This is a genomic window from Burkholderia sp. MSMB1498, assembly GCF_001526245.1.
Classification (GTDB): Bacteria; Pseudomonadota; Gammaproteobacteria; order Burkholderiales; family Burkholderiaceae; genus Burkholderia; species Burkholderia savannae.
The window spans coordinates 22439-47885 of sequence record NZ_LOYJ01000119.1 but is presented as its reverse complement, the minus strand read 5'-3'; the positions used below and the strand labels follow the sequence as shown (position 1 = coordinate 47885).

The 25447-nt window shown below is 67.1% G+C and carries 26 protein-coding genes; 8 read left to right on the top strand and 18 right to left on the bottom strand.

The window, feature by feature from the left end:
- Window positions 1-34 precede the first annotated feature (34 nt).
- The gene (gene fnr, locus WS91_RS26775; protein ID WP_038747485.1) at window positions 35-790 is read left to right on the top strand and encodes a fumarate/nitrate reduction transcriptional regulator Fnr; all 756 of its coding nucleotides are present in this window, start codon (window positions 35-37) and stop codon (window positions 788-790) included.
- A gap of 36 nt (window positions 791-826) precedes the next feature.
- Here fnr and WS91_RS26770 read toward each other — a convergent pair whose 3' ends face one another.
- Entirely contained in the window at window positions 827-1720 is an 894-nt protein-coding gene (locus WS91_RS26770; RefSeq protein ID WP_038747484.1) for a LysR family transcriptional regulator ArgP, read from the bottom strand.
- Between the two features lie 107 nt (window positions 1721-1827).
- On the opposite strand from WS91_RS26770, the gene WS91_RS26765 reads away from it, so the two are divergent.
- Window positions 1828-2448, top strand: a complete 621-nt coding sequence (locus WS91_RS26765; RefSeq protein ID WP_038747481.1) for a LysE/ArgO family amino acid transporter — start codon at window positions 1828-1830, stop codon at window positions 2446-2448.
- A 180-nt stretch (window positions 2449-2628) separates the two neighbouring features.
- Here WS91_RS26765 and WS91_RS26760 read toward each other — a convergent pair whose 3' ends face one another.
- Entirely contained in the window at window positions 2629-3195 is a 567-nt protein-coding gene (locus tag WS91_RS26760; protein ID WP_059671343.1) for a GNAT family N-acetyltransferase, read from the bottom strand.
- A 13-nt stretch (window positions 3196-3208) separates the two neighbouring features.
- Here WS91_RS26760 and WS91_RS26755 point away from each other — a divergent pair, with 13 nt between their 5' ends.
- Window positions 3209-3391, top strand: coding sequence for a hypothetical protein (locus WS91_RS26755; RefSeq protein WP_059671342.1), 183 nt, complete (start codon window positions 3209-3211; stop codon window positions 3389-3391).
- A 115-nt stretch (window positions 3392-3506) separates the two neighbouring features.
- Here WS91_RS26755 and WS91_RS26750 read toward each other — a convergent pair whose 3' ends face one another.
- Window positions 3507-4727: an alpha-hydroxy acid oxidase gene (locus tag WS91_RS26750; RefSeq protein WP_038747473.1), complete on the bottom strand. Its 1221-nt coding sequence runs from the start codon at window positions 4725-4727 to the stop codon at window positions 3507-3509.
- Window positions 4728-4827: 100 nt separating this feature from the next.
- Here WS91_RS26750 and WS91_RS26745 point away from each other — a divergent pair, with 100 nt between their 5' ends.
- Entirely contained in the window at window positions 4828-5715 is an 888-nt protein-coding gene (locus WS91_RS26745; RefSeq protein ID WP_038747470.1) for a LysR family transcriptional regulator, read from the top strand.
- Between the two features lie 21 nt (window positions 5716-5736).
- Here the strand turns inward: WS91_RS26745 and WS91_RS26740 are convergent, their stop codons facing one another.
- The 6 genes from WS91_RS26740 to WS91_RS26715 form a co-directional block, all read right to left on the bottom strand.
- Window positions 5737-7002, bottom strand: coding sequence for an MFS transporter (locus tag WS91_RS26740; protein WP_059671341.1), 1266 nt, complete (start codon window positions 7000-7002; stop codon window positions 5737-5739).
- A gap of 149 nt (window positions 7003-7151) precedes the next feature.
- Entirely contained in the window at window positions 7152-8042 is an 891-nt protein-coding gene (locus WS91_RS26735; protein WP_059671340.1) for an amidohydrolase family protein, read from the bottom strand.
- A 242-nt stretch (window positions 8043-8284) separates the two neighbouring features.
- Window positions 8285-9604, bottom strand: a complete 1320-nt coding sequence (locus tag WS91_RS26730) for an MFS transporter (RefSeq protein WP_038747463.1) — start codon at window positions 9602-9604, stop codon at window positions 8285-8287.
- A 506-nt stretch (window positions 9605-10110) separates the two neighbouring features.
- Complete coding sequence (locus WS91_RS26725; RefSeq protein ID WP_059576933.1) at window positions 10111-11154, bottom strand: Vgb family protein; 1044 nt, start codon at window positions 11152-11154, stop codon at window positions 10111-10113.
- Between the two features lie 87 nt (window positions 11155-11241).
- A complete protein-coding gene (locus tag WS91_RS26720; protein ID WP_038747457.1) occupies window positions 11242-12018 on the bottom strand; it encodes a crotonase/enoyl-CoA hydratase family protein in 777 nt (258 codons plus the stop codon).
- 41 nt (window positions 12019-12059) lie between these two features.
- The gene (locus WS91_RS26715) at window positions 12060-12380 is read right to left on the bottom strand and encodes a hypothetical protein (RefSeq protein WP_152611691.1); all 321 of its coding nucleotides are present in this window, start codon (window positions 12378-12380) and stop codon (window positions 12060-12062) included.
- 195 nt (window positions 12381-12575) lie between these two features.
- Between WS91_RS26715 and WS91_RS36440 the strand changes: the two genes are divergently transcribed.
- From WS91_RS36440 to WS91_RS26690, 4 genes are all read left to right on the top strand, one after another.
- Entirely contained in the window at window positions 12576-12947 is a 372-nt protein-coding gene (locus WS91_RS36440; RefSeq protein ID WP_156432519.1) for a hypothetical protein, read from the top strand.
- Between the two features lie 173 nt (window positions 12948-13120).
- The gene (gene ald, locus WS91_RS26700) at window positions 13121-14236 is read left to right on the top strand and encodes an alanine dehydrogenase (RefSeq protein WP_038747572.1); all 1116 of its coding nucleotides are present in this window, start codon (window positions 13121-13123) and stop codon (window positions 14234-14236) included.
- A 449-nt stretch (window positions 14237-14685) separates the two neighbouring features.
- Window positions 14686-15033 carry a hypothetical protein gene (locus WS91_RS26695; protein WP_038747449.1) on the top strand — a complete coding sequence of 116 codons (348 nt, stop codon included), beginning with the start codon at window positions 14686-14688 and terminating at the stop codon, window positions 15031-15033.
- Between the two features lie 592 nt (window positions 15034-15625).
- The gene (locus WS91_RS26690) at window positions 15626-16132 is read left to right on the top strand and encodes a lecithin retinol acyltransferase family protein (protein ID WP_059671337.1); all 507 of its coding nucleotides are present in this window, start codon (window positions 15626-15628) and stop codon (window positions 16130-16132) included.
- A 238-nt stretch (window positions 16133-16370) separates the two neighbouring features.
- Here WS91_RS26690 and WS91_RS37000 read toward each other — a convergent pair whose 3' ends face one another.
- The 9 genes from WS91_RS37000 to WS91_RS26660 form a co-directional block, all read right to left on the bottom strand.
- Window positions 16371-16562: a hypothetical protein gene (locus WS91_RS37000; protein ID WP_186448672.1), complete on the bottom strand. Its 192-nt coding sequence runs from the start codon at window positions 16560-16562 to the stop codon at window positions 16371-16373.
- Complete coding sequence (locus WS91_RS34710; protein ID WP_038747569.1) at window positions 16480-16791, bottom strand: H-NS histone family protein; 312 nt, start codon at window positions 16789-16791, stop codon at window positions 16480-16482. The genes WS91_RS37000 and WS91_RS34710 overlap by 83 nt, the downstream gene beginning before the upstream one ends.
- Window positions 16792-17184: 393 nt before the next feature.
- Window positions 17185-17481 (bottom strand): hypothetical protein, encoded by a 297-nt coding sequence (locus tag WS91_RS36435; RefSeq protein WP_156432518.1) that lies wholly within the window; start codon window positions 17479-17481, stop codon window positions 17185-17187.
- An 84-nt stretch (window positions 17482-17565) separates the two neighbouring features.
- Entirely contained in the window at window positions 17566-19203 is a 1638-nt protein-coding gene (locus tag WS91_RS26685) for an alpha/beta hydrolase (RefSeq protein WP_231752104.1), read from the bottom strand.
- Between the two features lie 479 nt (window positions 19204-19682).
- On the bottom strand, window positions 19683-20768 hold the full coding sequence (locus tag WS91_RS26680; RefSeq protein ID WP_082754699.1) for a fimbrial protein: 1086 nt from the start codon (window positions 20766-20768) through the stop codon (window positions 19683-19685).
- Window positions 20769-20801: 33 nt separating this feature from the next.
- On the bottom strand, window positions 20802-23402 hold the full coding sequence (locus tag WS91_RS26675) for a fimbria/pilus outer membrane usher protein (RefSeq protein ID WP_226377329.1): 2601 nt from the start codon (window positions 23400-23402) through the stop codon (window positions 20802-20804).
- A gap of 179 nt (window positions 23403-23581) precedes the next feature.
- On the bottom strand, window positions 23582-24316 hold the full coding sequence (locus WS91_RS26670) for a fimbrial biogenesis chaperone (protein ID WP_038747563.1): 735 nt from the start codon (window positions 24314-24316) through the stop codon (window positions 23582-23584).
- A 127-nt stretch (window positions 24317-24443) separates the two neighbouring features.
- Window positions 24444-24971 carry a fimbrial protein gene (locus WS91_RS26665; RefSeq protein WP_038747437.1) on the bottom strand — a complete coding sequence of 176 codons (528 nt, stop codon included), beginning with the start codon at window positions 24969-24971 and terminating at the stop codon, window positions 24444-24446.
- A 215-nt stretch (window positions 24972-25186) separates the two neighbouring features.
- Complete coding sequence (locus WS91_RS26660) at window positions 25187-25444, bottom strand: hypothetical protein (protein ID WP_038747434.1); 258 nt, start codon at window positions 25442-25444, stop codon at window positions 25187-25189.
- Between the last annotated feature and the right edge of the window lie 3 nt (window positions 25445-25447).

The following is a 25447-nucleotide window of genomic DNA, read 5'->3' as shown; positions in this document are numbered from 1 at the left end:
TGGCTTTACCGATTCAACCTCAGAGTCATCCATCATGCTTACGCCCGTCGCCCGACCCGCCGCCGCCGCGGCTCCCGTCCATGCCACCAGCACGTGGGCGCCGCGCCAGGCCGCACACTGCTCGACGTGCGCGATGCGCCACCTCTGCATGCCCCAGGGGCTCGCGCCCGAAGCGCTCGCGCGCCTCGAATCCGTGATCTGCAGCGCCCGCCCGGTTCGACGCGGCGAGACGCTGTTCCGCGAAGGCGACTCGTTCGACAACCTGTACGCGGTCCGCTCGGGATCGCTGAAAACCATCGCGACGCGCCATGACGGCCGCGAACAGGTCACCGGCCTGCACCTCGCGGGCGAAGCCCTCGGCCTCGACGGCATCTGCGACGACGCGCATCCGCGCACCGCGGTCGCGCTCGAGGACAGCTCGGTCTGCGTGATCCCGTACAGCGCGCTGAAGACGCTGTGCTCGGAAGCCGGCACGATGCAGCTGCGCATGCACAAGCTGATGAGCGAGCAGATCGTTCGCGAAACGTCGCAGACGATGGTGCTCGGCTCGCTGAACGCCGAGGAGCGCGTCGCGGCGTTCCTGCTCGACGTGTCGTCGCGCTACATGAAGCGCGGCTATTCGCCGAACGAATTCAACCTGCGGATGACGCGCGAGGACATCGGCAGCTATCTCGGCATGACGCTCGAGACGGTCAGCCGCACGCTGTCGAAGTTCCACAAGCGCGGCCTGATCGAGATGCAGGGCCGGACGGTGCGCATCGTCGATTTCGACGGCCTGCATCGCCTGTAATCCCGCGCCCGCCGTCGCGCCTTTCCTCGCGCCGAATCAATCCAGAAACTGCGCGGCGCTCGCCTTGAGCGCCGCGCTGAACTCGTCCAGCCAGCCGATCGACAATCGCCAGCTCTGCCAGTAGAGCTCGACGTCGATGCTTCTTCCCTCCGACAAATCGACGAGCTCGCCCGCGGCGATCTGACGCTCGACCATCCGCTCCGGACACATGCCCCAGCCGAGCCCCGCCTCGCACGCGCGCAGGTAGCCCGCGACGTGCGGAATCCAGTGCTGCGGCGGATCGAGATCCACGCGCGTCACGCGCCGGATGAAGCGCGCCTGCAGGCTGTCCTTCGGATTGAACATCACGCACGGCGCGTGCCGCAGCGCGTCGCGGTTGACGCCGTTGCCGAAATAGCGCGCGTGGAACGCGGGCGAGCACACCGCGTGATAGCGCATCCGGCCGAGGCGCGTCGAACGGCAGCCCTGGATCGGCTCGGCGAGCGCCGTCACCGCGCCCTGCACGCTGCCGTCGCGAATCCGCTCGGCGGTGTAGTCCTGATCGTCGATCACGAGATCGAGCAGCGTGCCGCTCTCCGCGCAAAACGGGCCGACCGCATCGACGAACCAGGTCGCGACGCTGTCGTCGTTGACGGCGACGCGCAGCGTCGGCCACGGCCCCGTTGCCGCGCCGGCGAATCCGGGCACGTGCGCCGACAATTCGGCTTCGAGCATGCGCACGCGCTCGGTGTGGCGGCACAGCAGCGCGCCCGACGTCGTCGCGACGCACGGCTGCCCGCGCTTGACGAGCACGCTGCCCACTCGCTCCTCCAGCAGCTTCACGCGCTGCGACACCGCGGAAGGCGACACATTGAGCGCTTTCGCCGCCCGCTCGAACGAGCCGTGACGGATCACTTCGGCGAGCGCATCGAGCAACGCGTAGTCGAGCATCAGTTTTCCTTAATCCGCATTAGATGATTTAGCTTTTCTTACTCAGGCGATCACCGCAGACTAGCGCCTCTCGTTCCATTAGTCCATCGCCTGAATCAGCAACGAACATGAACTGGATCGCTTTTTCCCACGGCGCGATGCTGTGCGCATCGCTCATCGTCACCATCGGCGCGCAGAACGCGTTCATCCTCCGGCAAGGAATCATGCGCTCGCACGTCGGCAAAATCGTGCTGCTCTGCACGCTGTCGGACATGCTCCTGATCGGCGCGGGCGTCGGCGGCGCATCGGTGCTCGTCGAGCGTTATCCGACCTTCGTTCACGCGGTGCTGTACGTCGGCCTCGCGTATCTTGCGTGGTTCGGCCTGAGCGCGCTGCGCCGCGCGTTCAAGCCCGGGCACGGGACGCTCGACGCAACGGGCGCGGCCGTCGCGCCGCCCGCGCAGCGCGCATGGCCGATCGTGCTGATGACGCTCGCGTTCACGTGGCTCAATCCGCACGTCTATCTCGACACGTTCCTCTTGATCGGCACGGCGGGCGCGCGCGAACCGGAAGGCGCGCGCAGCGCGTTCGCGATCGGCGCGATGGCGGTCAGCGCTATCTGGTTCGTCGCGCTCGGCTACGGCGCGCGATTGCTCGCGCCGTGGTTCAAGCGGGCGCTCGCATGGCGCGTGCTCGACGGCGCGATCGGCGGCATGGTGCTGTTTCTCGCCGCGGTGCAATTGAGGTGACGGCGCGGCTGCGCGCGCCGGGTCGCGCAATGCGCAGCGAGCGGCGCTCGCGCGCGAACGAAGCCGTGCGTGCAGGATCGGCCGCGCACGCGCCTCGTATCGGCTGAATATCGGCTGAATATCGGCTGGATCGAGAAGTTCGACGCGCCAGAGCGTGACTTGCGCCGCGGCGCGCATCCGTCAGGCATGCGGTGTCTCGCGCCGAATGCAATACACGACATGCCGGCGCAGCGAATGTCCTTCGGGAAGCGCGGGATGGTCGAAATCGCGCGAGGCCGCGCGCTGCATGCCGATCCGGGTCATGACGCGTTGCGATCGAAGATTCGTGGCGGCTGTCCATGCGAATGCTTCGGCCAGCCGATGATCGCCGAACGCATCCGCGAGCGCCGCGCGGGCCGCCTCCGTCATGTATCCGCGCCCCCACGCAAGGCGCGCTTGCCGCCACGCGATTTCCACGCACGGCGCCATCGGATGCCCGCCCTCGAGCACGCGACGAAGCCCGCAAAGGCCGATCAACGCACCGTCGGCCCGCGTTTCGACGGCCCACGGGCCGAAGCCGTGCGCATCGAAATGCGCGTCGAAGCGGCCGATGTCGTCGCGCGCGTCGGCGAGCGTCATCGGCGCGCGCCGCCCGAGCCACGCGATGACTTCGGCGTCCGAATTCAACGCCGCCCACGCGCGCGCATCGTCATCGCGCCAACGGCGCAGAATCAGGCGGTTCGTCTCGATATTCGCCGGTTGACTCATCCTTCGATCCGAATTGGGCGGCGGCCGCGCGATCGGCGGCGGCGCGGCACGCTCGATGAGCGATGCAGCCCGGCGCGTTCGCGACCGAAAAATCGCGACGTCGCAGGCCGAGCGGCGGCGCATGCGGCCGAATCGCATGCGACCCGGCATTGTGCCGAATTCCGACGATCGAATCGCGATCGCGGCGGCAGTGTGAGAATCGACACGGCACGGCACGCAGCGCCGCGAGCCGTCGCATTCCGCCATGCCGCACGCATCATGTGCGACGTAACGGCGGATGCGACCGTGCAGCCCGCCGTGCCCCGGCGCGCTCAGCGCTTGCGGATCAGCACGTCGGGCGTGAGCTCGCCGCAGCCGTTCACCCCCAGCATCGCCATGTTGCGGTCCACTTCCTCGCGCAGCAGGCGGATCGCATGCGCGACGCCGGCCTCGCCCGCCACGGCCGCCGCATAGTTGAACGGCCGCCCGACGAACACCATGCGCGCGCCCAGCGCCAGCGCCTTCAGCACGTCCGATCCCCGGCGAAAGCCGCTATCGATCATCACCGGGTAATCGTCGCCGACGGCCTGCACGACGTCGCGCAAGATCCGCAGCGGCGACGCTGCGCCATCGAGCTGCCGGCCGCCATGGTTCGACAGGATCACGCCGTCGGCGCCCGCGTCGCGCGCGATCAGCGCATCCTCGACGCTGAGAATGCCCTTGATCACCAGGTCGCCCTGCCATTGCTCGCGGATTTGCCGCACGTGCGCCCAGCTGAGGTGATCGCGCGCGGAGAAATCGCGCAGCACGTTGGCGGAAAGGATCGGCGCGCCGCGCGTCGCAAAGGAATTCTCGAAGTGCGGCATTCCGTGCGCGAGCAGCGTGCGCGCGAACGTGCGCAGCAGCCAGCGCGGCCGCGTCAGCCCGTCCCAGAGCAGGCGCGCGCCGGGGCGCAGCGGCGTCGAAAAGCCCGTGCGCACGTTGTTTTCGCGATTCGCGGACACGGGAATGTCGACGGTGACCACGAGCGTTCGGTAGCCTGCGCGCGCCACGCGTTCGAGCAGTGCGCGAATGCGCTCGGCATCTCCCGGAAGGTACGCCTGGAACCACGTACCCGGCGCGGCGGCGGCCACATCCTCCAGCGGAATCAGCGACGAGCCGCTCATGATCGACGCAATCCCCGCGCGCTGCGCGGCGCGCGCCAGCACGACGTCGCCGCGATAGGCCGACAGCGCGCAGATGCCCATCGGCGCAATGCCGAACGGCGACGCATAGCGCCGCCCGAACAATTCCACCGCCTGCTGCCGCCGGGAAACGTCGCACAGCACGCGCGTGACGAAACCGTATTCGTCGAACACGTCGCGGTTGTCGTCGCGGGTGCGGTTGTCTTCCGCCGCGCCGCTGACGTAGCCGAAGATCGGGCGCGGCAGCGCGCGGCGCGCCTTGGCCTCGAAGTCTTGCAGGCTCAGCACGTCGTGCAGGACGCGCGGCGGCTTGCCGGTGCTGGCCGCAGGCCGGCCGTCTTCCGCGATGGGAGAGGTAAGGGTGCTCATCTATGGGCTTTCCTGATGCGACGCTGCCATTCTATGCAGCCGATGTATCGATAAAAAGCGATAATCTTCAAACGAAATCGTTCGATAAAAGCGAAGAACCATGGCAACTCCGACGCTCAAGCAACTGGACGCCTTCTATTGGGCGGCGACCTGCGCCAATTTCTCGACGGCGGCGCAGCGGCTTCACCTGTCGATCTCTTCGTTGTCCAAGCGGATCAACGAACTGGAGCAGGCCGTGGGACGCACGCTGTTCGACCGCAGCGGCCACCGCGCCGTGCTGACCGAGGACGGCGAAACGCTGCTGCCGGCCGCCGTTCGCGTTCTGGAAGCCGTCGCGGCGTTGCAGGACGCGTTCGCGGAAGACAAGGGATTGACGGGCCGCCTGCGCTTCGGCGTCGGCGAGCTGTCGGCGCTGACCTGGCTGCCTCGCTTCGTCGCGGCCGTTCAGAAACTGCATCCGCAGTTGATCCTCGAGCCGTATGTCGACGTCGGCGCGGCGCTCGAAGAGAAGGTGGATGCGGGAGAACTCGATTTCGCGGTGGTCGCGGGCCGTTCGTCGCGCGGCAGCATCCTGTCGCAGCCGGTGGCGGAAGCGCGGTTCGCGTGGATGGCCGCGGAGAAATTGGTCGACGGCGAACGCACGTTGACGCCCGAGCTGATCGCGCGCCATGCGCTCGTCATTCTGCCTTCCGGCTCGGGCGTCACGCGCATCCTCGACGAATGGCTGCTCGCCTGCGGCATCGACCATCCGCGACGCATCACCTGCAACAACTGGAGCGCGGTGGCGGGCATGCTGCGCGAAGGCGTCGGCATCGGCTTCCTGCCCGCCGATTGGGCCGATGCGCGAACGGGCGGCGGCCTCGTGCAATTGACGAGCGAGCCGCCGCTGTCGCCGCTCAACTATGCGTTCCAGTGGCGGCGCGGCGACATGCGCGGGCTGATTCCGTCGATGCTGGCGCTGGTGCGGCGGCATGCGGATTTTCGCTGAGCGGGCGCACGGCGGCTCGCGTCAGGAAATCTCGCGCCCTTTCGTCTCGGGCAGCAGCAGCGCCGCCATCAGCACGATCACATAGGCCCCGCCCGCGAACATGCCGATGGCCGTGCCGAGGCCGCCCGTTTTCGCGAGATAGCCGACCAGGCTCGGAAACAGCGCGCCGATGCCGCGTCCGAAGTTGTACGCGAACCCTTGCCCGTTCGCGCGCACCGCGGACGGGAAAAGCTCGGTCAGATACGCGCCCATGCCGCTGAAGATCCCCGACGCCGCGAAGCCGAGCGGAAATCCGAGAAGCAGCATTTGCTGGTTCGACAGGTGAAGCTGCGTATAGACGAACACGCACGCGCCCGACAGCACGGAGAACACGAGAAGATTCGCGCGGCGGCCGAGACGGTCGGTCAGATGGGCGCCCGTCAGGTATCCGGCGAACGAGCCCGCGATGATGACGAGCAGATAGCCGCCGGTGCCGATCACCGACAGGTGGCGCTCCGTCTTCAGGAACGTCGGCAGCCATGTCGTGACCGCGTAGTAGCCGCCCTGGACGCCCGTGCAGAGCAGCGCGCTCAGGGCCGTCGTCCGGACGAGAGCGGGAGAAAAGATCGCCCAGGCCGGCATCGGATTCGCGCTTGCCGCTTCGCGCTTGCGCGTGCGCTGGAACAGCTCCGGCTCCGGCACCTTCCTGCGGATGAACACGACGAGCAGCGCCGGCGCGACGCCCGCCCAGAACAGCGCGCGCCACGCGTAATTTTCCGGCAGCATGGAAAACGACAGCGTGTACAGGATCGCCGCGACCGCCCAGCCGATCGCCCAGCCGCTTTGCACCGTGCCGACCGCGCGACCGCGATATTCGGTGCGCACGATCTCGCCCATCAGCACCGAGCCGACCGCCCATTCGCCGCCGAAGCCGAGCCCCTGAAGCGCCCGCAACACAACAATCTGCTCGAAGTTTTGTGCAAAGCCGATCAGCACCGTGCACGCGGAAAACCACAGGATCGTGAACTGCAGAATGCGGACGCGGCCGAAGCGGTCGGCGAGGATGCCGGCCAGCCAGCCGCCGATCGCCGAGAACAGCAGCGTGATCGTCGCCAGCATGCCGGCCTGGGCCTTGTCGATGTGAAATACGTCGATCAACGTCGCGATGACGAACGTGAACACCATGAAATCGAGCGCATCGAGCGCCCAGCCGCCGAACGCGGCGACGAACGTCCGCTTCTCGACCACCGTCATCCGTGCGAACCAGCGTTCTTCGCCGGCCGCCGACACCTGGCTGTTGCCGTTCATGTGTTGTCTCCTCCTCATTGGCGATTGGCGCATGAAAAGCGCCCGGTGGCCTCACGGCCCCATTGCCTCAGTGAATCATTGGCCCGTCGGCCCACTGCCCCATTTGCTCCATGGCTCCATTGGCTCCATGCCCCCGTTATCGGGCGCTCTTACGCGAAGCCGTACAGACGGGCCGGATTGCTCACCAGGATCTTGTGGCGAGCGGTCTCGTCGGGCGCCCAATCGGCAACGAGATTGAGCAGGCCGCCGGTGTTCGGCATGCGCTGCGGCGCGAGCGACACATGCGGCCAGTCGCTGCCCCACACCATGCGCTCGGGCGCATCGTCGATCAGCGTTCGCGCGAAAGGCGCCGCGTCGTCGAAGGCCGGGAATCGCTCGCTGATGCGATACGCGCCGGAGAGCTTGACCCAGTAACCGTGCTCGGTCACCAGATGGCGCAACGCGACGAAGCCCGGCGCCGACAGACCGTCGGCCACGGGCGTATGGCCCATGTGATCGATGACGCCCGTCACCGGCAGCTTCATCATGCGCGGCATGAGTTCGGGCAGCGCCTTGACGTCCATGAGGAATTGCAGATGCCAGCCGAGATCGTTCACGCGATGCGCGAGCGTCTCCATCGCCGCGAAGCCGATGCCGCCGCCGAACAGCACGTTGATGCGCAGGCCGCGCACGCCGGCCGCATGCATCGCCTCCAGTTCGCGGTCGGACACGCCGGGCGCGACCACCGCGACGCCGCGCAATCGCCGCGGATGCCGGCCGAGCACCTCGAGCATGTAGCGGTTGTCGGTGCCGTACACGCTGATCTGCACCAGCACCCCGTACGCCATCCCGGTTGCGTCGAGCATCGCGAGATACTTCTCTTCCGGCGCGGGCGGCGGCGTGTAGCTGCGATCGTCGACCATCCGGTAGGCGGGGTCGGCCGAGACGACATGCGCATGCGTGTCGACCGCGCCGCGCGGCATTGCAAAGCGCGGCGGCTCGATATCCGGCAGCGGCGCCGCGCACGCAGATGCGGTGGAAAAGCGGGAAAGTCCGGTCATCGCTACGTCCTCGTTGCGTGAGAAGAACCCTGCGCAAGCTGGGCGGAACCCGTCGCGCGTGCGCGTCGGCTGGCCGAGTCGCCGGGCGCGCCCGTTGCCCGCCGCGCCGCTTCACGGTCGCCGACTCGGGTGAGTCCGCCGCGATCGCCCTCGCGGCGCATCGAAACCGCGTGATGCGCGAGCGGCGAAATCCGGTGCGGACATTCGTCGCGCTCGCGCCATCACATGCGCCGCGGCCCGACTCAGTCCTGATCGATGCGCGACACCTGCTTGGGATCGGGCATCCACAGATAACACAGCAGCGACACCAGCACGCACGCGGACACATACCAGAAGAACCAGGTTTCGTGCCCGATGCTCTTGGTCCACAGCGCGATGTATTCGGCGGTCCCGCCGAACAGCGACACCGTGATCGCGTAAGGCAAGCCCACGCCCAGCGCGCGAATCCCGACCGGAAAAAGCTCGGCCTTGGCGACCGCGCTGACGGACGAATACAGGCTGACGATGAAGAGCGCGGCCGAGATCAGCATGAGCGCGCCGCCCATGGTCGAGACCGTCGTCAGCGCGTTGAAGATCGGCACCGTGCACACCGAGCCGAGCACGCCGAAGGCGATCAGCAGCGGACGGCGGCCGACCCGATCCGACAGGCTGCCGAACACCGGTTGCATCAGCACGAACGCGATCAGGCTGATGACGGACACCATCGACGCGTCCGCCTTGCTCATCCCCGCGCTGTTGACCAGGAATTTCTGCATGTACGTGGTGTACGCGTAGAACGCGACCGTGCCGCCGAGCGTCAGGCCCGCGACGATCAGGCATTCGCGCTTGTGCCTGAACAGCTCCGCGACCGGCGTGCGGCTGCGCTTGCCCAGCCGATGCTGTTCGAACGATTCCGTTTCTTCCATGTTGCGGCGCAGGAAGATCGCGACGCCCGCCGCCAGAGATCCGATCAGGAACGGAATGCGCCAGCCCCAGCTTTCCAGTTGCGCGGCGCTCAGAAAAAACTGCTGCAGCGCGACGAGCACCGCCATCGCAAGCAGCTGGCCGAGCGACAGCGTCGCGAACAGGAAGCTCGAATAGAAGCCGCGGTTCGTCTTGTCGGCCATTTCGCTCAGGTAAGTAGCCGAGCTCGCGTATTCGCCGCCGAGGCTCAACCCCTGCAGCAGCCGCGCGAGAACCAGCAGAACCGGGGCCGCGATGCCGATGGTGGCATAGCCGGGCGTCAAGCCGATGATCAGCGAACCCACGCACATCGCGAGCACCGAGATCAGCAGCGCGGCCTTGCGCCCCTTGCGATCCGCGTACAGGCCGACCAGCCAGCCGCCGATCGGCCGCATGACGAAACCGACCGCGAAGATGGCCGCCGTGTTGAGGAGCTGCACGGTCTGGCTGCCGGCCGGAAAGAAGACCTTGGCGAAGTACAGCGAAAACGCCGAATACACGTACCAGTCGTAGTACTCGATCAGGTTGCCGACCGAGCCGCTGAAGATGGAGCGAAGGCGGGCGAAGGTCCCGGCCGGCCGGGCATAGGGGGCAGTTGCAAGGGGGCGGGCTTGCGACACGTGATGTCTCCGGTTTCGATTGTCATCTCGATTGCGCGTGCGAATGCCGGCGGCGGGCGACGGCGCGCAATCGGGTACGGCAAGGGTAAGAGGAGCAAGCCGACGCAGAAAGCGAAATAATCGGAACAAGTTTGTTCGCTTTTGTGGAAAGTCTTGTGCGAGGCGGAGGCCGGTGCGCGTGGCGGGCTTCGCGCTGCGCGTTCTCGACGGGGCGGGTCGAGATCGGCGCGGGTTCATCGCGCCGCCAGCGTTTGGCCGTCTCGCGCTCCGCGAGCCGCCGGCTCTTCATGCAGCGCCGGGAGAATCGTCGATGCGCGATCCGCGATCCGACGCATCCATGCTCATGCTCATGCGAAGCCGCGCGTCGCCCCGAGCGATGCGCGGCGCGCGGCAACGTCGGCACATGGCGCGGCCGGGGAGCGGCCGGGTTGCCGTCGAGCATCGCAAAAGCCCGGACAGGGCCCCCGCGACTCGATCGAGCGCCGTTCCGGCGGCGGCGCACGCCGTCAGTCGCTTCCGTCGCCCGCCGCGCGAGACCGGTAGCGCAGCAGATGATCGGTGCCGGATTCGGACAACCAGACCTCTCCCCGACGGCCCATCATCTGGCGCACGTTCGCGTGCGGCCGCGGCAGCGTCAACACGTCGAAACGCTCGGCGCGCGGGTCGAAGCGCACCAGCGCGTTCGCGCTCCATTCGCTGAGCCAGACGATGTCGCGGTCGTCGACGAATATCGCGTACGCATGCGGATGCTCACCGGGCAGCCGCCATTCCCGCCATCGGTGCGTCGCGGGATCGAACACGCCCACTTTTCCGGCGTTCCACTCGCTGATCCACACGCGCCCCGTCGAATCGGCCCACGCGCGGCGCGCGCCCTGATTCGGCGTGGGCGGCTCGATCACCTGCGCCGCGCCGCTCGCCGGATCGATGCGGCCGAGATAGTTGCCGGCCAGCGACGCGAAATACACGCTGCCGTCAGGCGTCGCGCAGATGCCGTACGGCCCGGCCCCGCGCGGCGCATCGAACACGCGCATGCGGGCGCTCGCCGGATCGAGCTCGCCGTAGATGCCGCTTTGCCCGGTAAACCACAGATGCCCGCGCGTGTCGAAGACGGCCGTGTTCAGATTGGCGTTCGCCCGCTCCTTCGGCAACGGAAAGCGCGTGACGGCGAGCGTCTTCGAGTCGACGCGGACGATCGCGTTCAGGCCGCCGTCCGTGATCCATGCCGCCCGATCCGGGCCGACGATCACGCCGTGCGGCGCGGCTCCCTCGCCGAGCGGAACCCAGTCGGACTTGCCGCCGCGCGGATCGAGGCGGCCCACCGCGCCGCGCGCCTGCGCGGTGTACCACACGGCGCCGTCGGGCGCGGGCGCGACATCGTGCGGCGCGCTGCCGGCCGGGACGGCGTACGAATCGAACGACGGCGGCTGCGCCCGCGCCGCCCCCACGGCGAGCATCGCGCTCGCCAGGCACGCCGCGAGCGACGCGGCCGGCCCGCTGCCGAGCACCCTGCGCGCCGCCGCGACGAAACGCTCTCTCGCAATCCTCGGCATGTTCGCCTCCCTGCCCGATGAACGGGTATCAAAGCGCGCCGGCGGTTCGATCGCCGCCCCTTTATCGACGCTGGACGGCGACGCGCCTCAGTCGGAAAACGCGCCGTGCCGCCCCTGCCCGGCGCCGAAGCGCGCGGCGCCGGCCACGCCTTCCGCCAGCACGACCGGGACGCCCCTCGCCCCTTCCCGGCGCAGCGCTTGCGCGAGCGGCAAATCCCACTGCTCGTAGGCGGAACGCCGGTCCGCCAACATGCATTGCCGGGGAAATTGCGCGATCTGCCGGGCAAGGCGCGTCGCGTGAGCCAGCCCTTCGCCGTTCGGCACGACATAGTTGGCGAGCCCCATCTCCCTGGCTTCCGACGCATCGACGGGACGTCCGGTCAGAATCATGTCCATCGCACGCCCCATGCCGACGACGCGAGGCAATCTGACCGTGCCGCCGTCGATCAGCGGGATACCCCAACGCCGGCAAAAAACGCCGAAGACGGCGCCCTCCTCCGCGACGCGAATGTCGGCCAGCAGCGCGAGCTCCAGCCCGCCCGCGACCGCGTAGCCGGACACCGCCGCGACGAGCGGCTTCGACAGCGCCATGCGGCTCGGCCCCATCGGCCCCGGCCCGCCGCCCGTTGCGTCGAGCGCGTTGCGCCGCGCGGGATCGCCGGCGGCCTTCAGGTCGGCGCCCGCGCAGAAGTTGCCGCCCGCGCCAGTCAGAACGGCCACCGCAAGTGCGGCGTCGGCCTCGAACCGGGCGAACGCGTCGCTCAGCTGCGAAGCGGTCGGGCCGTCGACGGCGTTGCGGCGCTCGGGCCGGTTGAGGGTGATCGTGCACACCGCGCCATCCGTTGCGAAAAGGACTTCGTCCATCGTCTCCCTCCCGGAGAGCAGACACCACCATTCGTTATACGTCAGATGGCGTCGAGCGAAACGAATTCGGCGCGAGCGTCGCGAAGGGGCGTCGATATCGGAGGGCGGCCGGGGCGGCGCGAATGGGCGTGACGTCGATCGGACTCGACGCCGATGCCGGCGCCTACGCCGCCACCAGCGCCAATGTCGATATCGACATCGACGAAACGGTCGAAGCCGGGCGTCGCGGCGCTGCCGGCGTCCGGGCCGACGCGCCGCGCATCGAACGCAGGCCGGCGTCCATCGATCGTCGCGCGCGACGGATGATCGACATCGATGTCGACGAACGACGGCAACCATGGCCGTTCACCGGCGATCGGCAACGTCGCCGGCGCGAGTCCGCCCGACGCGGCGGCCGCCGATGCCGGGCACGCGCATCGTTCCGTCGCCGATCGGACCGATCGGACCGATCGGCCGCCCGCGCCGTCCAACGCCCATCACGCGAAATCGCGTGCGCGTTCCGGACGGCGCTCCCTCGCGATGCCTGAAAGCGAAGCCGGCCTGACGCAGCGCCATCCGTGCCGGCGACGAGCCGCCGTCGAAACGCGAAACAGGCGCGCCGAGAAGCAAAGCAAGCGGTCGGGCCGAGCATCGAGGTTCGATGCGGCAGCGGCAAGGTTTCCGTCCGTTTCGACCTAGAATCCGTTATTGATGCGTTGACGATTCATGTGCGCAATCCGGCGTCGAATCGGCCGGCGGCGTGCGGCATCCGTCGCGGCGCGAACGCGCGGGCGGCGCGCCTCACGTCAGGCCGCACCGAACGCCAGTTGGACATAGGCGGCCAAGCCGACCCTCGGCGGCATTTCGTCGGGAATGCAGATAAATCGCGCGGCGGCGGCAACGAAACATTCGTTGCCTCGGCCCGCGCATTCGAGCGATGTCCGCGGTAATCCCGCCGCCGCGCTTCGCGGCGACGAACGGCCGGCGACGGCGGCCACGCAGGCCGTTGCGGCCTGCGCGCAACGGCACGGCGATCCGCGAGAAATCGACGCAGCGACACGGACAAGACGATCGTAACGAGCTCAGCGGCTCGACGCCGGGCGATCACCCGAGGAGACGAATCATGCTGATTGGCGTGCCGAAGGAAATCAAGGTCTACGAATATCGCGTCGGCCTCACGCCGGCGGGCGCGCGCGAGCTTGCGCTGCACGGCCATCAGGTGCTTGTGCAGCGCAGCGCGGGCGCGGCGATCGGCCTGCGGGACGAGGATTACGCGGCGGCCGGCGCGATGCTCGCCGACGACGCGGCCGACGTCTATGCGCGCGCCGACATGATCGTCAAGGTCAAGGAGCCGCAGCCGGCCGAATGCGCGATGCTGCGGCGCGGGCAAATCCTGTACGCCTACCTGCATCTCGCGCCCGATCCCGCGCAGGCCGCCGCGCTCGTGAAGTCGCGCGCGGTCTGCATCGCGTACGAAACCGTCACCGCGCCCGGCGGCGGCCTGCCGCTGCTCGCGCCGATGAGCGAGGTGGCCGGACGCATGTCGATTCAGGTCGCCGCAGCGCACCTCGAAAGCCCCGGCGGCGGGATGGGCCTGCTGATGGCGGGCGTGCCCGGCGTGCCGGCCGCGCACGTCGTCGTGCTCGGCGCGGGCGTCGCCGGCACTTGCGCGCTGCAGATGGCGGTCGGGCTCGGCGCGCGCGTGACCGTGCTCGACACCAGCGTCGATCGCCTGCGCCAGCTCGACCTGATCTTCGGCAACCGAATCGCGACGCTCCATTCGAACGCGCATGCGATCGACGATGCGGTGCGCAACGCGGACGTCGTGATCGGCGCGGTGCTGGTGCCCGGTGCGTCCGCGCCGCGGCTCGTCACGCGCGAGATGGTCTCGAAGATGCGCGCCGGCGCGGTCGTCGTCGACATCGCGATCGATCAGGGCGGCTGCTTCGAAACGTCCCGCGCGACGACGCACGCGCAGCCCACCTACGTCGTCGACGGCGTCGTTCATTACTGCGTCGCGAACATGCCCGGCGCGGTCGCGCGCACGTCGACGTTCGCGCTCGGCAACGCGACGATTCGCCATGCGATCGCGATCGCGAACAAAGGCTGGAAGCGCGCGCTCGCCGATGATCCGTATCTGCGCGCCGGACTGAACGTCTGCGACGGCCACGTCACGCACGAAGCGGTCGCCCGCGCGCTCGGCCGCGCCTATATGCATGCGGATGAAATGCTCGACTGACTCGTCGCGCAGCGGTCCGAACGAATGAGATGCCCGACGACGGCCGCCGCCGCCGTTCGCGCGGCCTTGCACTCGGCTCGACGGCCGATTCGGCGCGCCGCCCGAGCACGCACACGACGCGCATCGCACGGTCCCGGCCGATGCCCTGCCCCGATGCAAGCGCCTTGCTCGCGAACGCCGCGTTCGAGCGGGCATCGCCCGCCCGCCGCTCTTCGCGCGCATTCGTCCCGCGTCGCAAGCGTTGCGGCGCACGGCAGGCCGCACGACGCGGATTGCGACCGACGATGCAAGCCCGTCTGCGGGCAACGCGCCGAACCCACCCGATGCGCGCGCACGCGCGGCCGTGGCGGCCGATTGACGCACGTCAATCGGCGCTTTGTCGGAATGCATACGCTGAAACCGTGAGCGGCATCGCGGGATGCGCGCGCATTCACGGATCGGAGGCCATCATGCGGACCGGACATCATTTCTTTCCCGAACTCCGGCATGCGACGGTGCCGACCTATTTCGTCTCCTATCTGTTCCCGCTGCTTCTCGCGGGCTACGAAGCGTACCGCGTCGCATACTGGGTCAGCCGGCACGGCTGGCATTTCAGCGAGCTGTCGCAGGCGGGCTACGAATTCACGCTGATGCTGATCGTGTTCGCGCTGCAAGTCGTCCTCGACGGGCTGTTCTTCATCATCGCGTGGATCGGCCGGCATCCGGACGTCGAGCATCGGCTATCGAATCTCACGCTCGGCATCATCTGCTCGGCGCTCGTGCTCGCGTTCGACGTCGTGCTGCAGGTTGCGTTCTGAATCGCCGGCGCGTGGCGCACGCGCCGCGCTTGCCGTATCGCCACCGATCGGGTGCGCAGAACTTGCGCGCTTGATCGGCTCGCCGCATGGCGCCGTGCCGGCGCAATCGACGATCGCCGTGACGAATCTCGGCGGCGGGGTCGGCACGGAAGCGCCCGGCGTCGTCCGTCGCTCGTCGCGCGCACGCGCGGGACCCGGGCGCATCGTCACGACGCGAAGCATATCGATCGGGCTCGATTCGCTTGCCTGCCTCCATCCGCCGGGGCGGTCGGGCAAGTGCAAGCACGCCGGCCGCCTTCGGCGAAACCGTGCGCGGCCGAACCCATGCAATGCAATTCGCCGATTCTCGCCGCGCATGTCCGACACGTGTTCGAGTGTCGGCGAATCCTCTCGCCGATGTCGGATATTTCCGACATCTCGCGCACTCATCGGACAACGATCTCCGACCAGGATGATTGAGACGCGCCGCCGCGCCGCCAATACTGAAACCGTGACAGCAAGCGAAGCGTTCGGCGCTCACGCGGCGTCGGGCTGACGTTCCGGCCGCCGCGTCGGCCGCGACGAACGGCTTCGCGATCGTCAGGAGCGCGCGATGAGCCAGCACATTCAACCGAAATCCGCAGGCGGCGCGGCCGAACTCGGTCTTCCGAGCGGCGCGCATCTGGTGACGAAACGCGTCGGCTATGCGCACCACGGCATCTATATCGGAAACGGCGACGTGGTTCACTACGCCGGCCTTTCCGGCAAACTCCGCGGCGGCCCCGTCGAGATCGTGTCGATCGAGCAATTCGCGGCGGGCTTCGGCGTCGAAGTCGTGTCGCATCCATCGGCGGCCTATGCCGGCCCGGATGTCGTCGATCGTGCGACGTCGCGCCTCGGGGAGCGCGATTACCGGCTGCTCTCCAACAATTGCGAGCACTTCTGTTTGTGGTGCGTGTTCGGGCAAGGCCGAAGCGAACAGGTCGACGCGTGCATTCGCAATCCCGCGCGCGCGCTGGCCGTGCTCTTCCTGATGATCGCTTGCCGACTCGCACATGGATGGCGCGCCGCCGCGGACGGCCTCGCCGCCGAAGCCCGCGTGGCCGCGGCGCACGCTTGACGAAGAGCGGCGAAAGCGGCCTCGACGGCGCGCGCCGCGCATCGACATCATTCGCCGTCGACTTCCGGTGAAAGTCGCCTCAAGTCCGGATCGCCGTCGCGTGTCGCGCACATCGCGTGTACAGGAAGGCAGGAATCAACTGCCGCATCGGTCGCTTGACGCGCGAGTCGCGCGCCGATTTCGCTGCTCTTTCGGCATGCGCGGAATGCGCCGGCCATGCGCTCCTGCAACTGCGTCGTCACGCCGCCAGCGGCGGCATCACCCCTATCGGGCGGCGTGATTCAACGTGTTCGCCGGCGGCGGCTCCGAGATCTGCATCGTGCATCAGGCCGCGTGTACGCGCGGATTCAAGACGCGTCTTGCCCATCGGTACCGCTGCACCGCAATTCAAATTGCGTTCGATCCTTGCCGCGAATCCACGTTGGCTCACGCCCTGCTCCCGACCATGTCGCTCCACTGACGGGGTCATAATATCTGGCCCGAATCTTTCGCCTGCCACGTTGCCCGTCAGCGGAAAATATGTCGTCCGGGGAAAAACCAAACTCGCCGACACAAGACCTTATCTCCGCGAGAACAGCCTCTCTAGCCGCCGCTCGTTCCTCGGCCAAACGTGCCTCGAGCTCGATTTTCAGCTCTTTAAATCGTTGATACGCGTTCATTTCGTCACACTCTGATTTTTCAAACCCCGCCTTGTTTTCCATAACCCGATGACAATCCATCTCCCACGAGATTTCATCTCGGCGGCAAGATAATTGGTTCGCGTCATACGGTGGCGAGATGTCGCATGTCGTCAAACGCAGCGCCAAACTCGCACCATTTGCCCGGCGGTGCGCTCGCATGCCGCGCCTTCCCGGTTCGAAGCAAGATGGATGGTCGAGATGAAGCCCGGAAGAGTTTTGCCGATTGCGGTCGTACGGCGCGTAGCCGCCGCCTGACGATCGCGACCTGGACGACGTGAACCCAGCCTAGGTTATTCAAATGTAAGAAATTCGAGAATCGAAGTATTTCGAAAAAGTCGGTTCGCTTGCCCGAAGATTGACGGTATGCGTTCCTCATGACGAAGGCTCCGCGCGACCGGGCTGCACGCCCCAAGGAACGCTCAAAAAAGGTACGCAGCAACTGTCAACTTCGTTCGCTCGCTGCGCCCGACGCATCGTGATTCGGCACGTTGGGGGGGCCGCGCCGTGTGGCGCGGCGAGCTCCATGCGAAACGGTAGCGCGGCGATCGAGAAAAGCGCGACGGCACCAACCCTCGGCTTGCCGAGCGCGAACATCACCATCGCGACGCAGGTCGATAGCGACAGGGCGTCAATCGCCTCGGCATGCGCGGAAATGACGCTCGGATTCATCGCGCCGAGTCTCTTGTGCATTCAGGTGGCGGAAGCGCCGGGCGGCTCGCCCGTGCAGGACGGCCGCCGCATGACCGCGCGCGATCAGGGAATGGTCGCGGGTTCTAGTTCGAGGTCAACCACCCGTCGCTGCATGTCCTCGAATTCCGGGTCCGGCTCCGTCGATGCGATCGCGTTCGGAGCTTTCGCGCGCCGTGTCGCGTCGGGCCGAACGCCGATCACGCGCGCCGGTGTGGCAATCGCATCGTCGATGCGGGCAAGCAGATAGGAAAAGAACGGATTCGACGAAATCCTGAACATGGAATCGAGGCTGATCGTCAACACGCCCCGCTCGCCGCGCGGCACGAGCGCACCGAGCGAAACGCCGTATCGCGGGTTGTCCGCATTCGCCGGTTGCGAGCCGTAAAGCGCGTCATCGGGCGGAAACGGCAGCGCCACGTGCGACAGCGAGAAAATCTGCGGCGGATAGGGGAGCCCCAGATCACGGAAGTGCGTGCCCGCATCTCCCGCATCTCCCGCATCTCCCGCATCTCCCATATCGCCCGGCTCGACGGTGCGCTCGACCACGCCCCCATGCGCCGCCTCCGGTTTGTCCGCGGCGTTGCCGATCGTCGTGAGCCGGTAGTTCACCGGCAACGTCGGCAGTATCCTGGACAGTTCCCGTGTCGATGCCGGATCGATCAGCGCGCCGAATTTCGCGCGCCGATTGACGTCGAACACCACCAGTTCGCTGCCGTTGTCGGGAAGCATCGCATAGAGCCGCCTGACAATCGCCCGGGTGCTGACCGTGAAATCAAGCACCGACTGGAAAGTCAGTACGGGAGGAAGTCCGTCCAGCTTGCCCGCGCGCGCGAGGCGCGCGATCTGTTGCTGCAGCGCGCTGGTGAGGCGATGCGACTGGCGCGCCCCGTTGACCGGAAACGAGTTGTACTTGAACGGATTGAACTCCGGCACGATGCCGAGCCACGCGGCCCTCTCAAATGGCGGCAGCAGCGCGGGAAGCGCCGCGAGACCGGCAAACCTCGCATAGCGAGTGATGCCGATCATCGGCGAAACCAGGATGATGCGCGCGGGACGGGCAAGACGACTGTCCTCGAGGCTGTCGAGCGCATATTTCATCGCCAGCGCGCCGCCATTGGAAAAGCCGACGAGATGAATCGGGTTGCCGGGGCCGGCGCGGCGCTGCGCCTCGCGCACGGCAAGCCGAGTCGCCGCCATCCACGTTTCCCAATCGACGTTCGACAGGCCCGCGGGAACCGTGCCGTGCCCCGGAAGCCGGATGCCCACCGCCACGAAACCGCGCTCGACATAATGCCGCGCGATGTGGCGCAGGCTGTATGGCGAATCCGTCAGGCCGTGCAGCAACACGACCGCGCCGACGGGCTTGCCGGCCGGCAGCATTTCGTAAGAACGGTTCCAATCGTGCTCGAAGTGCGGCGGATAGATCGGACTGCCTTCGAAATAACGATTCGAAGGCACGCGCGCCTCCGGCGGCAAGCGCTCGCTCACTTGCGTTTTGACTTGTTCGAACAGAGCGTCCTCGCGACGCAAATAGCCGTCCCAGCCGCTCCGGTCGAGTTGCTCGACGTCGAGTTCGTCCGGCACGAAGGTATGCCAGGGTTCGAGCGCGGGCCCGTTGCGAACATCGTAGGCGCGCAGCGCGAGGAGCAGGGCGGCCAGCAGGGCGAGAGCAAGCAGCACGAAGCGCGCGGCTCGAGCCATTCGGAATCGACGCATCATGTTCGATGAATGGGACATAGGCTTCGCAGAGCGAATTGATGCATGAATCACGGTCCAATTACGGAATCGGACCGTGCGCGCACCCGGCGCTTCGCACCCGGACAATGCGAAAGCCGAGCTGGAGTCGGTCCCAAATTGTAATGTTCGGTACAGGCGAATACAAATCCGATCCTCCCTGGCGGACCTTGCCGTCAAGCCTGCCGCTCATTGCACGGCCGTACCGCTTCGCGCTCGAATGGGCGGATGGGCGGATGGGCGGATGCCATGCGTTCTCGTCTTGTCCGGCATGACGGGGAAACGAGGGATGACCGGTTCTTCTCCGAAAGCAGCCCAAATGCGAAAGAAGCTCACGCGGCGGCGATGTGATTACGCGCGCTCCGTCGCGTCGAAAACGCGGCCTGCCTATCGCCGCCGCGGCTATCCGACCACGTCGCCGGATAGCGCGGCGAAGGGCGTGGAGGCTACATGTAGCTGATGGTGTAAGTCGCCGTGGCGTTGGCGGGGCCGGGCGTGATGGTGTCGGCGGTTTGGTAATAGCGTGCCGAAAACGGAAGCTGGATTCGTCCGTCCGATTGCCATCGCGAGGTGACGTCCCAGGCAGAACCGAACTGCACGGCCGCCTGAGAGCCGGAATCGCCTTTCAGTACCTGCACGCCGACGCCGGTCGCCGCGCCCGCCTGCGCCGACAGCGCCAGCACACCGGCGCTGTCATAGCCTGATGCGGTCTGGCCGTCCAACGTCAGCGCGACCGAAAACGCGCCGGTATTGCCCTGCTTGCAGTCGAGCTCCAGCATGAAATCCCGCGACGGCGATGTCGAACCGATGCCGGAGCCGAGGCCCGAGCGGCCATTGGCCGCGAACGTGCCGAGATTGACGACGGGATTGGCGTCTCCGACAACCGAGCACGTGCTCTTGGTAAACACCACGACATCTTGCAGTCCTCTGATGAAGTACATCGCGTTGCCGCCCTGGGCCAGCAAGTTCTGGTTCGGGTCCGCCACGCTGAGCACGTGCACGTAGTTGCTCGGCAGCTTGGTGTCGGAGCTCGTGGGCGTCTCCCCGATCTTCACGAGTTCGATGTCCACCGTGAACGGCACCGAAACGCTCTTGACCGCCGAGTCGACCAGCACGTCGGTCTTCCAGTTGGCCGCGGAATTGCCGCGGTCGCCGTTGTAGGTCACGTAGATCGCGAGGCCGCTGCCGATCCTGTTGCTGGTGGTCAGATCGGGACGACGCACGTACGCGTACTCGCTCGTCAACGGATACGTGACGTTCAGCATGCATTGAGCCGTACGGCTGACGCCGTGGGCGCTCATCAGCACGGTGCCGATCGGCGCGTCTTCCGGCACCAGGATTTTCTGGGTCAAATCGAGCAGCACGACGCTTTCGCCGCTGCCTACCGAACAGTTCTGCGTCGCGTGCGCCGCGCCGGCGCAGAGCAGGCTCAGCGCCACCCACGGCAGCAGGCGCCGCATCGACGTGCGCCCAAGCTTCAGTGTGTATTCCTTGATCACAATCGTCCTTTCATCATCGTGAGAAAACGCCATGCGCGCGGCAATCTCCGCCGCGGGAGCGCACGGTCAACCCGATGTCCGCGTCGCCGCGCGCGGGTGCATCGATGCGGCCTGATCGGCGTCCGTCGAGAACGGCTGACACACCGCGTCGAAACGCTGCAGATGTTTCAGCGGACCGGTCTTGCCGTCGGGCGCGTCGGGCGCCTGCTCGGGCAATGCAAGCGTGCAGGCATTGCGGTCTCGCTCGCCCCATCTGACGACGAGCTTCTCGAGCCCGTCGGCGAGGCGCGCGTACAACCGCCCGCTCTGACCGACGGTGCCGACCACGTTGCCGTCCGGATCGGCCACGGACGCGCCGAACGGCAGCACGCTGCCGCCAGGCAGCGTTCCCCGGATCAGGACCGGCCGGCCGACCACGGTGCCGTAGCGAACCTTGACGATCGCGCCGTTCCGGGGCGCAACCTGCTGCCGCGTCGTGAGCAGTTCGACGTCGTCGGGCAGCCCATTGGGATCGATGGACACTTCGTTGAGCCGGTACGGATTCAGGTACGGCACCACCGCATGGCCGTTGCGATCGAGCACGATGGCCGAATACCCGAGCACGCGCGCGCCGGCCGCCGCGGGCGCTTCCACGATCGCGATCGACTGCGCGTTGTACGGCGAGGCCGTGACGCCGCCGCCATCGGCAACGAGCATGCCGCTCGCGCCGGCGGACATCGCGCGGTAGCGATCGGCCACATCGAAGCTGCCCTGCAATGCGCTGTAGTGCGAGCGGTACAGCACCGACCCGTTGGCGCCGACGTCGCGGCTCGAATTGCGCGTCACGCCGACGCTGTAATCGAGCGAGCTGTCTTTCAGCGCGGTGCCGTTGACGGTGGAACGCACGCTGGTGCCGTCCGATCCGTTGGTCACCGCCATGTTGAGCGTCGGCGCGCGCGACTTGCCGCCGAGCGGCACCGACAGCGACAGCATGTAGAGGTTTTCCATCCGCCCAAGCGACGTGCGGCTGCGGCTGATCGAAGCCGTATAGCCGAGCGCGCGAAAATTGTTGCTGTAGCCGATCTGGAACTGGGTATCGCTGCCCGAACGGTCCCAGAAGTTCTGGCTGTAGCCGCTGACGTAGAGATTGCCGGCACGCGAGCCGAAGCCCTGGCTTGCCGTGACCGACAGGCGATTGCGCGGCCTGCTCGTCACCCACGAGGTATCGCTCAGCGTGCCGCGCCGCGCCTGATCGCTGTATTGCAGCGCGTTTTGCAGGTCCATGTAGCCCGACGACGAGAAGCGGTACGCCGCCACCGACAAATTGCTGTTGGTGGCGGTGATCAGCTTGCTGTACGTCGCACGCACGCTGGTGCCGTTGCGCCTGAAGCCGGCGGCCGATGCCCACGACTTGGTCACGTCGAGCGCGAAGGCGCCCAAGGGCGTGCTGAACGCGCCGCCCGCGAGCACGGCCCCATAGTCGTTCGTGACCTGGGCTCCCGCATACGCGGTGAAGCTGTTGGACAAGCCTCGCTGCACGGTTGCCTGAATCACCCTCGGCAGATAGCTCAACCCGCCGTACCGCACCATACCGGCGACCACGCTGTAGCGCGTCCTGCCGGGGCGCAGCAGTTGCGCGACCGACGCGTAAGGCACCTTGAACTGCTGCACGCGGCCGTCCGCCTCCGTCACCGTGACGTCGAGGTTGCCGCCGTAGCCGGTGGGATACAGATCGTCGATCACGAATTCGCCCGGCGCAACCGAGGTCTCGTACAGCACCGCGTCGCCCTGGCGCACCGTCACGCGCGCGTTGGTTTGCGCGATGCCGCGCACGACCGGCGCGTATCCGCGCATCGACTCCGGCCACATCTGATCGTCGGTGGCGAGCTGCACGCCGCGGAACGCGAAGGTGTCGAAGATTTCGCCGCTGGTATTGGATTCGCCCAACGTCACGCGCGCCTTCAGCGGCGTGATGTCGCGCTGCACGTAGGTCCGGATCGAGCTGTAGCGTGAAGGTTCGCGTTCGCGCCACTGGTAGGAGCCGCTATGGCGAAACATCCAGCCGCCGACGTTGAAGCCGGCATTGATGCCGACGTAAGCCGACTGCTGCGTCAGGTTGCCGGATTCGCTGCGGTAAAAGGTGGCGTTGTAGCCCAGCATGCCCGCCGTGACGCCCGAATCCCACAGCGCCGGATCGACGTAGCCTCGCGCATGGCGGCGTATCAACGCCTGCGGCAGGCTGACGTCGAGACGCAGCTCCGCTGTGTCGAGGCTGGCGCGCGCATCGTCGGACAGCGCCTCGATGCTGACGCAGCCGGCCGCGTCGGCCAGCCGCGCGAGCGTGTCCGCAGGCACCTGTGCGGGGTCGATGGCCAGGCGGTCGAACAGCGTGCGCGACACGCAGACGCGCGCGGCGCCGCCGTCGGAGCCTTCGGAGCCGTCGCCCTGCTTGACGGTAACGGTTTCTCGGCCGATGAAGCGATCCGCCACGTAGACGTCCACGCGGTACTCGCCGGGCAGCAGCGGATTACCGTTGGCGAACCGGGACAAATCGACGGTCTCGCCCGAACCGGAGCGCAGGAAATTCTGATCGAAGCTCGCGCTGGCGAGCGTCGCCGTCGGCTCGCGCCGCGGCGCGGAAGCGGATGCGCCATCGCTCGCGGCCGACGCGCACTGCGCCACGCTCATGCTGGCCAGCAACGCCGCTGCGGGAAGTGGTTTGAGAACCGGCAGGCGCGCGCGAGCGCGCCCCGCCCTCGCACGGGCCGAGTGATTGATATCCATGGTGACTGAAGGTTGAAGTGCGTCGCGCCGGGCGCCGCCGCCGGCTGTGGGGCAAGGCGCGGCGCGGAGCGAAACCGGGGGTGTCAGGGCGTGCCGAGGGTGCTTTCGCCGCGCGCAATGCCGCCGTAGTCGGTGATATAGCCGAACGCCACGCGCGCCTTCTCGAGCTGTGCCGGAAGCGACGAGGCGAAACGGAACAAATGGGTCGCGCCCGGCGCGATCATCGCCCCCTCGCCGGCAATGACGGATTTGCCTTCGGGGCCGATCTCGACCGTCGCGATATTGACGTAGTAAGCGCTGGGATTGCTCGCCAAGACGCCTTGAACGCGCCCGTTGCCGTCGCGCTGCACCTGCCATCGCACCTGTTGCGCGGCGGCCATCGCCCCTTCGTCGGTCAACGCCGCGGGCCGCAGGAATATCTTGACGCGCGAACGGATGGCGAGCTGCATCAGGTTTTCACCTTCGACGGCCTTCGGCCTGGGCGGAATGTCGAGCACGTTCAGCCAGTAGAGCGATTCCTTGTCCTCGGGCACGTCGTCGCCGAGAAAGGAGAGCCGCAACGTCTGCCCCTTGCCGGGCTCGACGCGGGAAATCGGCGGCGTGATGACGAACGGCGCGTCCGCCTTGTCGGGCGTCGCCGTCGTGTCGCCGCGATCGACCCATGCCTGAACCAGTGCGGGCTGATCGCCCCGATTGTTCATGCGCACGGACACTTCGCGCCGCCCCTCGGGATAGATCACGCGCGTGCCGAACAGAACGATGTTGGCTGCCGCCTCGGTGCTGACGACAAGGGCAAGGGAAAGGACGAAGAGATGCAACCGCGAGCGGCCGCGCTTCGGCGTTCTGAATGAGAGCATAGTGAATTCCAGCCTACGAAGGAGGGCTGGAATAGCCCCCCTTGCCGTAAAAGGCTCCATGCAGACGACGGAGCCTCGCCGACGGTGCTTACAGATAGTCGATCGAGTAGGTCACCGAAGTTTGAACGTCACCCGCGGTGGCGGCGCCGGTCGCGTAGTACTGAGCGCCGTAGACCAGCGTTGCCGCGCCGTCCGTCAGAGCGGAAGCGGCATTGCTGCGCTGCGACTCGTCGCCCGCTTGCAGCACGACGCCGTCCGCGTTCAGCAGTTGAACCTGCACTTGCGTGGCGGAACCGTTGTTGTTCAGGTTGCCGCTCGTGGCGTCGACGTTCGGGCCCGCCTCGAAGAAGGCGCGGACTTGCGTGGCGTCGCCGGAGCACTCGCTCAGCGCGATCGTGAAGTTGGTCGCGCCCGCCGTGCTGCCCTTCGTGCTCAGCGTGCTTGCCGACACCGTCGGAAGCTGAACGGTGGCGTCCTGGTTACCGCCGTTCACGCTGATCGTGCAGGTCTGCGCCTCGATTGCGCCATTGAACGTGATGGTGCCGTCCGATGCGTGAGCGGCCATGGGCAGTGCGAGAGCGGCGGAAAGAATGCCGAAGGCGATTTTCTGGTTCATTCGATTTACGTTTTCCGTTTGATTGAACAGGGTTTGATCGTTGTCGCGCCATGCGTGGCATTGCGGACAACGATTCATTCTGTTCCATTATTCGGAGTCCTTAAATCGCAAAACGTCCAAATGCGCAACGCAGAAGACAGCTGCGGCGACAGCGTCATGCCCCCTCGCGCTCGCGTGCCGCGGCGCGAGGGGGACGATGCGGACAGGCCGTCGGATCAGCGACGTGCGAGCGACAGCAAGCCCGCGCCGATGCCGCCGGCGAGCAGTACGCCGCCGACGAGCAGCGCCGCGGCAACCTTGCCGAAGGTGTCGCCCAATCCGGCCGCGCCGCCCGTCAACTCCGGCGGCTCCCTCACGGTGAGCTCGGCGTTCGACGCCGGACGAAACATCGCCATGATCGAGCTCGTCGTGATATCCGACCAGCTCCACGCGCCTGCGACGTTCGCCGTTTCCATGTAGTTGAGTTCGCGCATTTT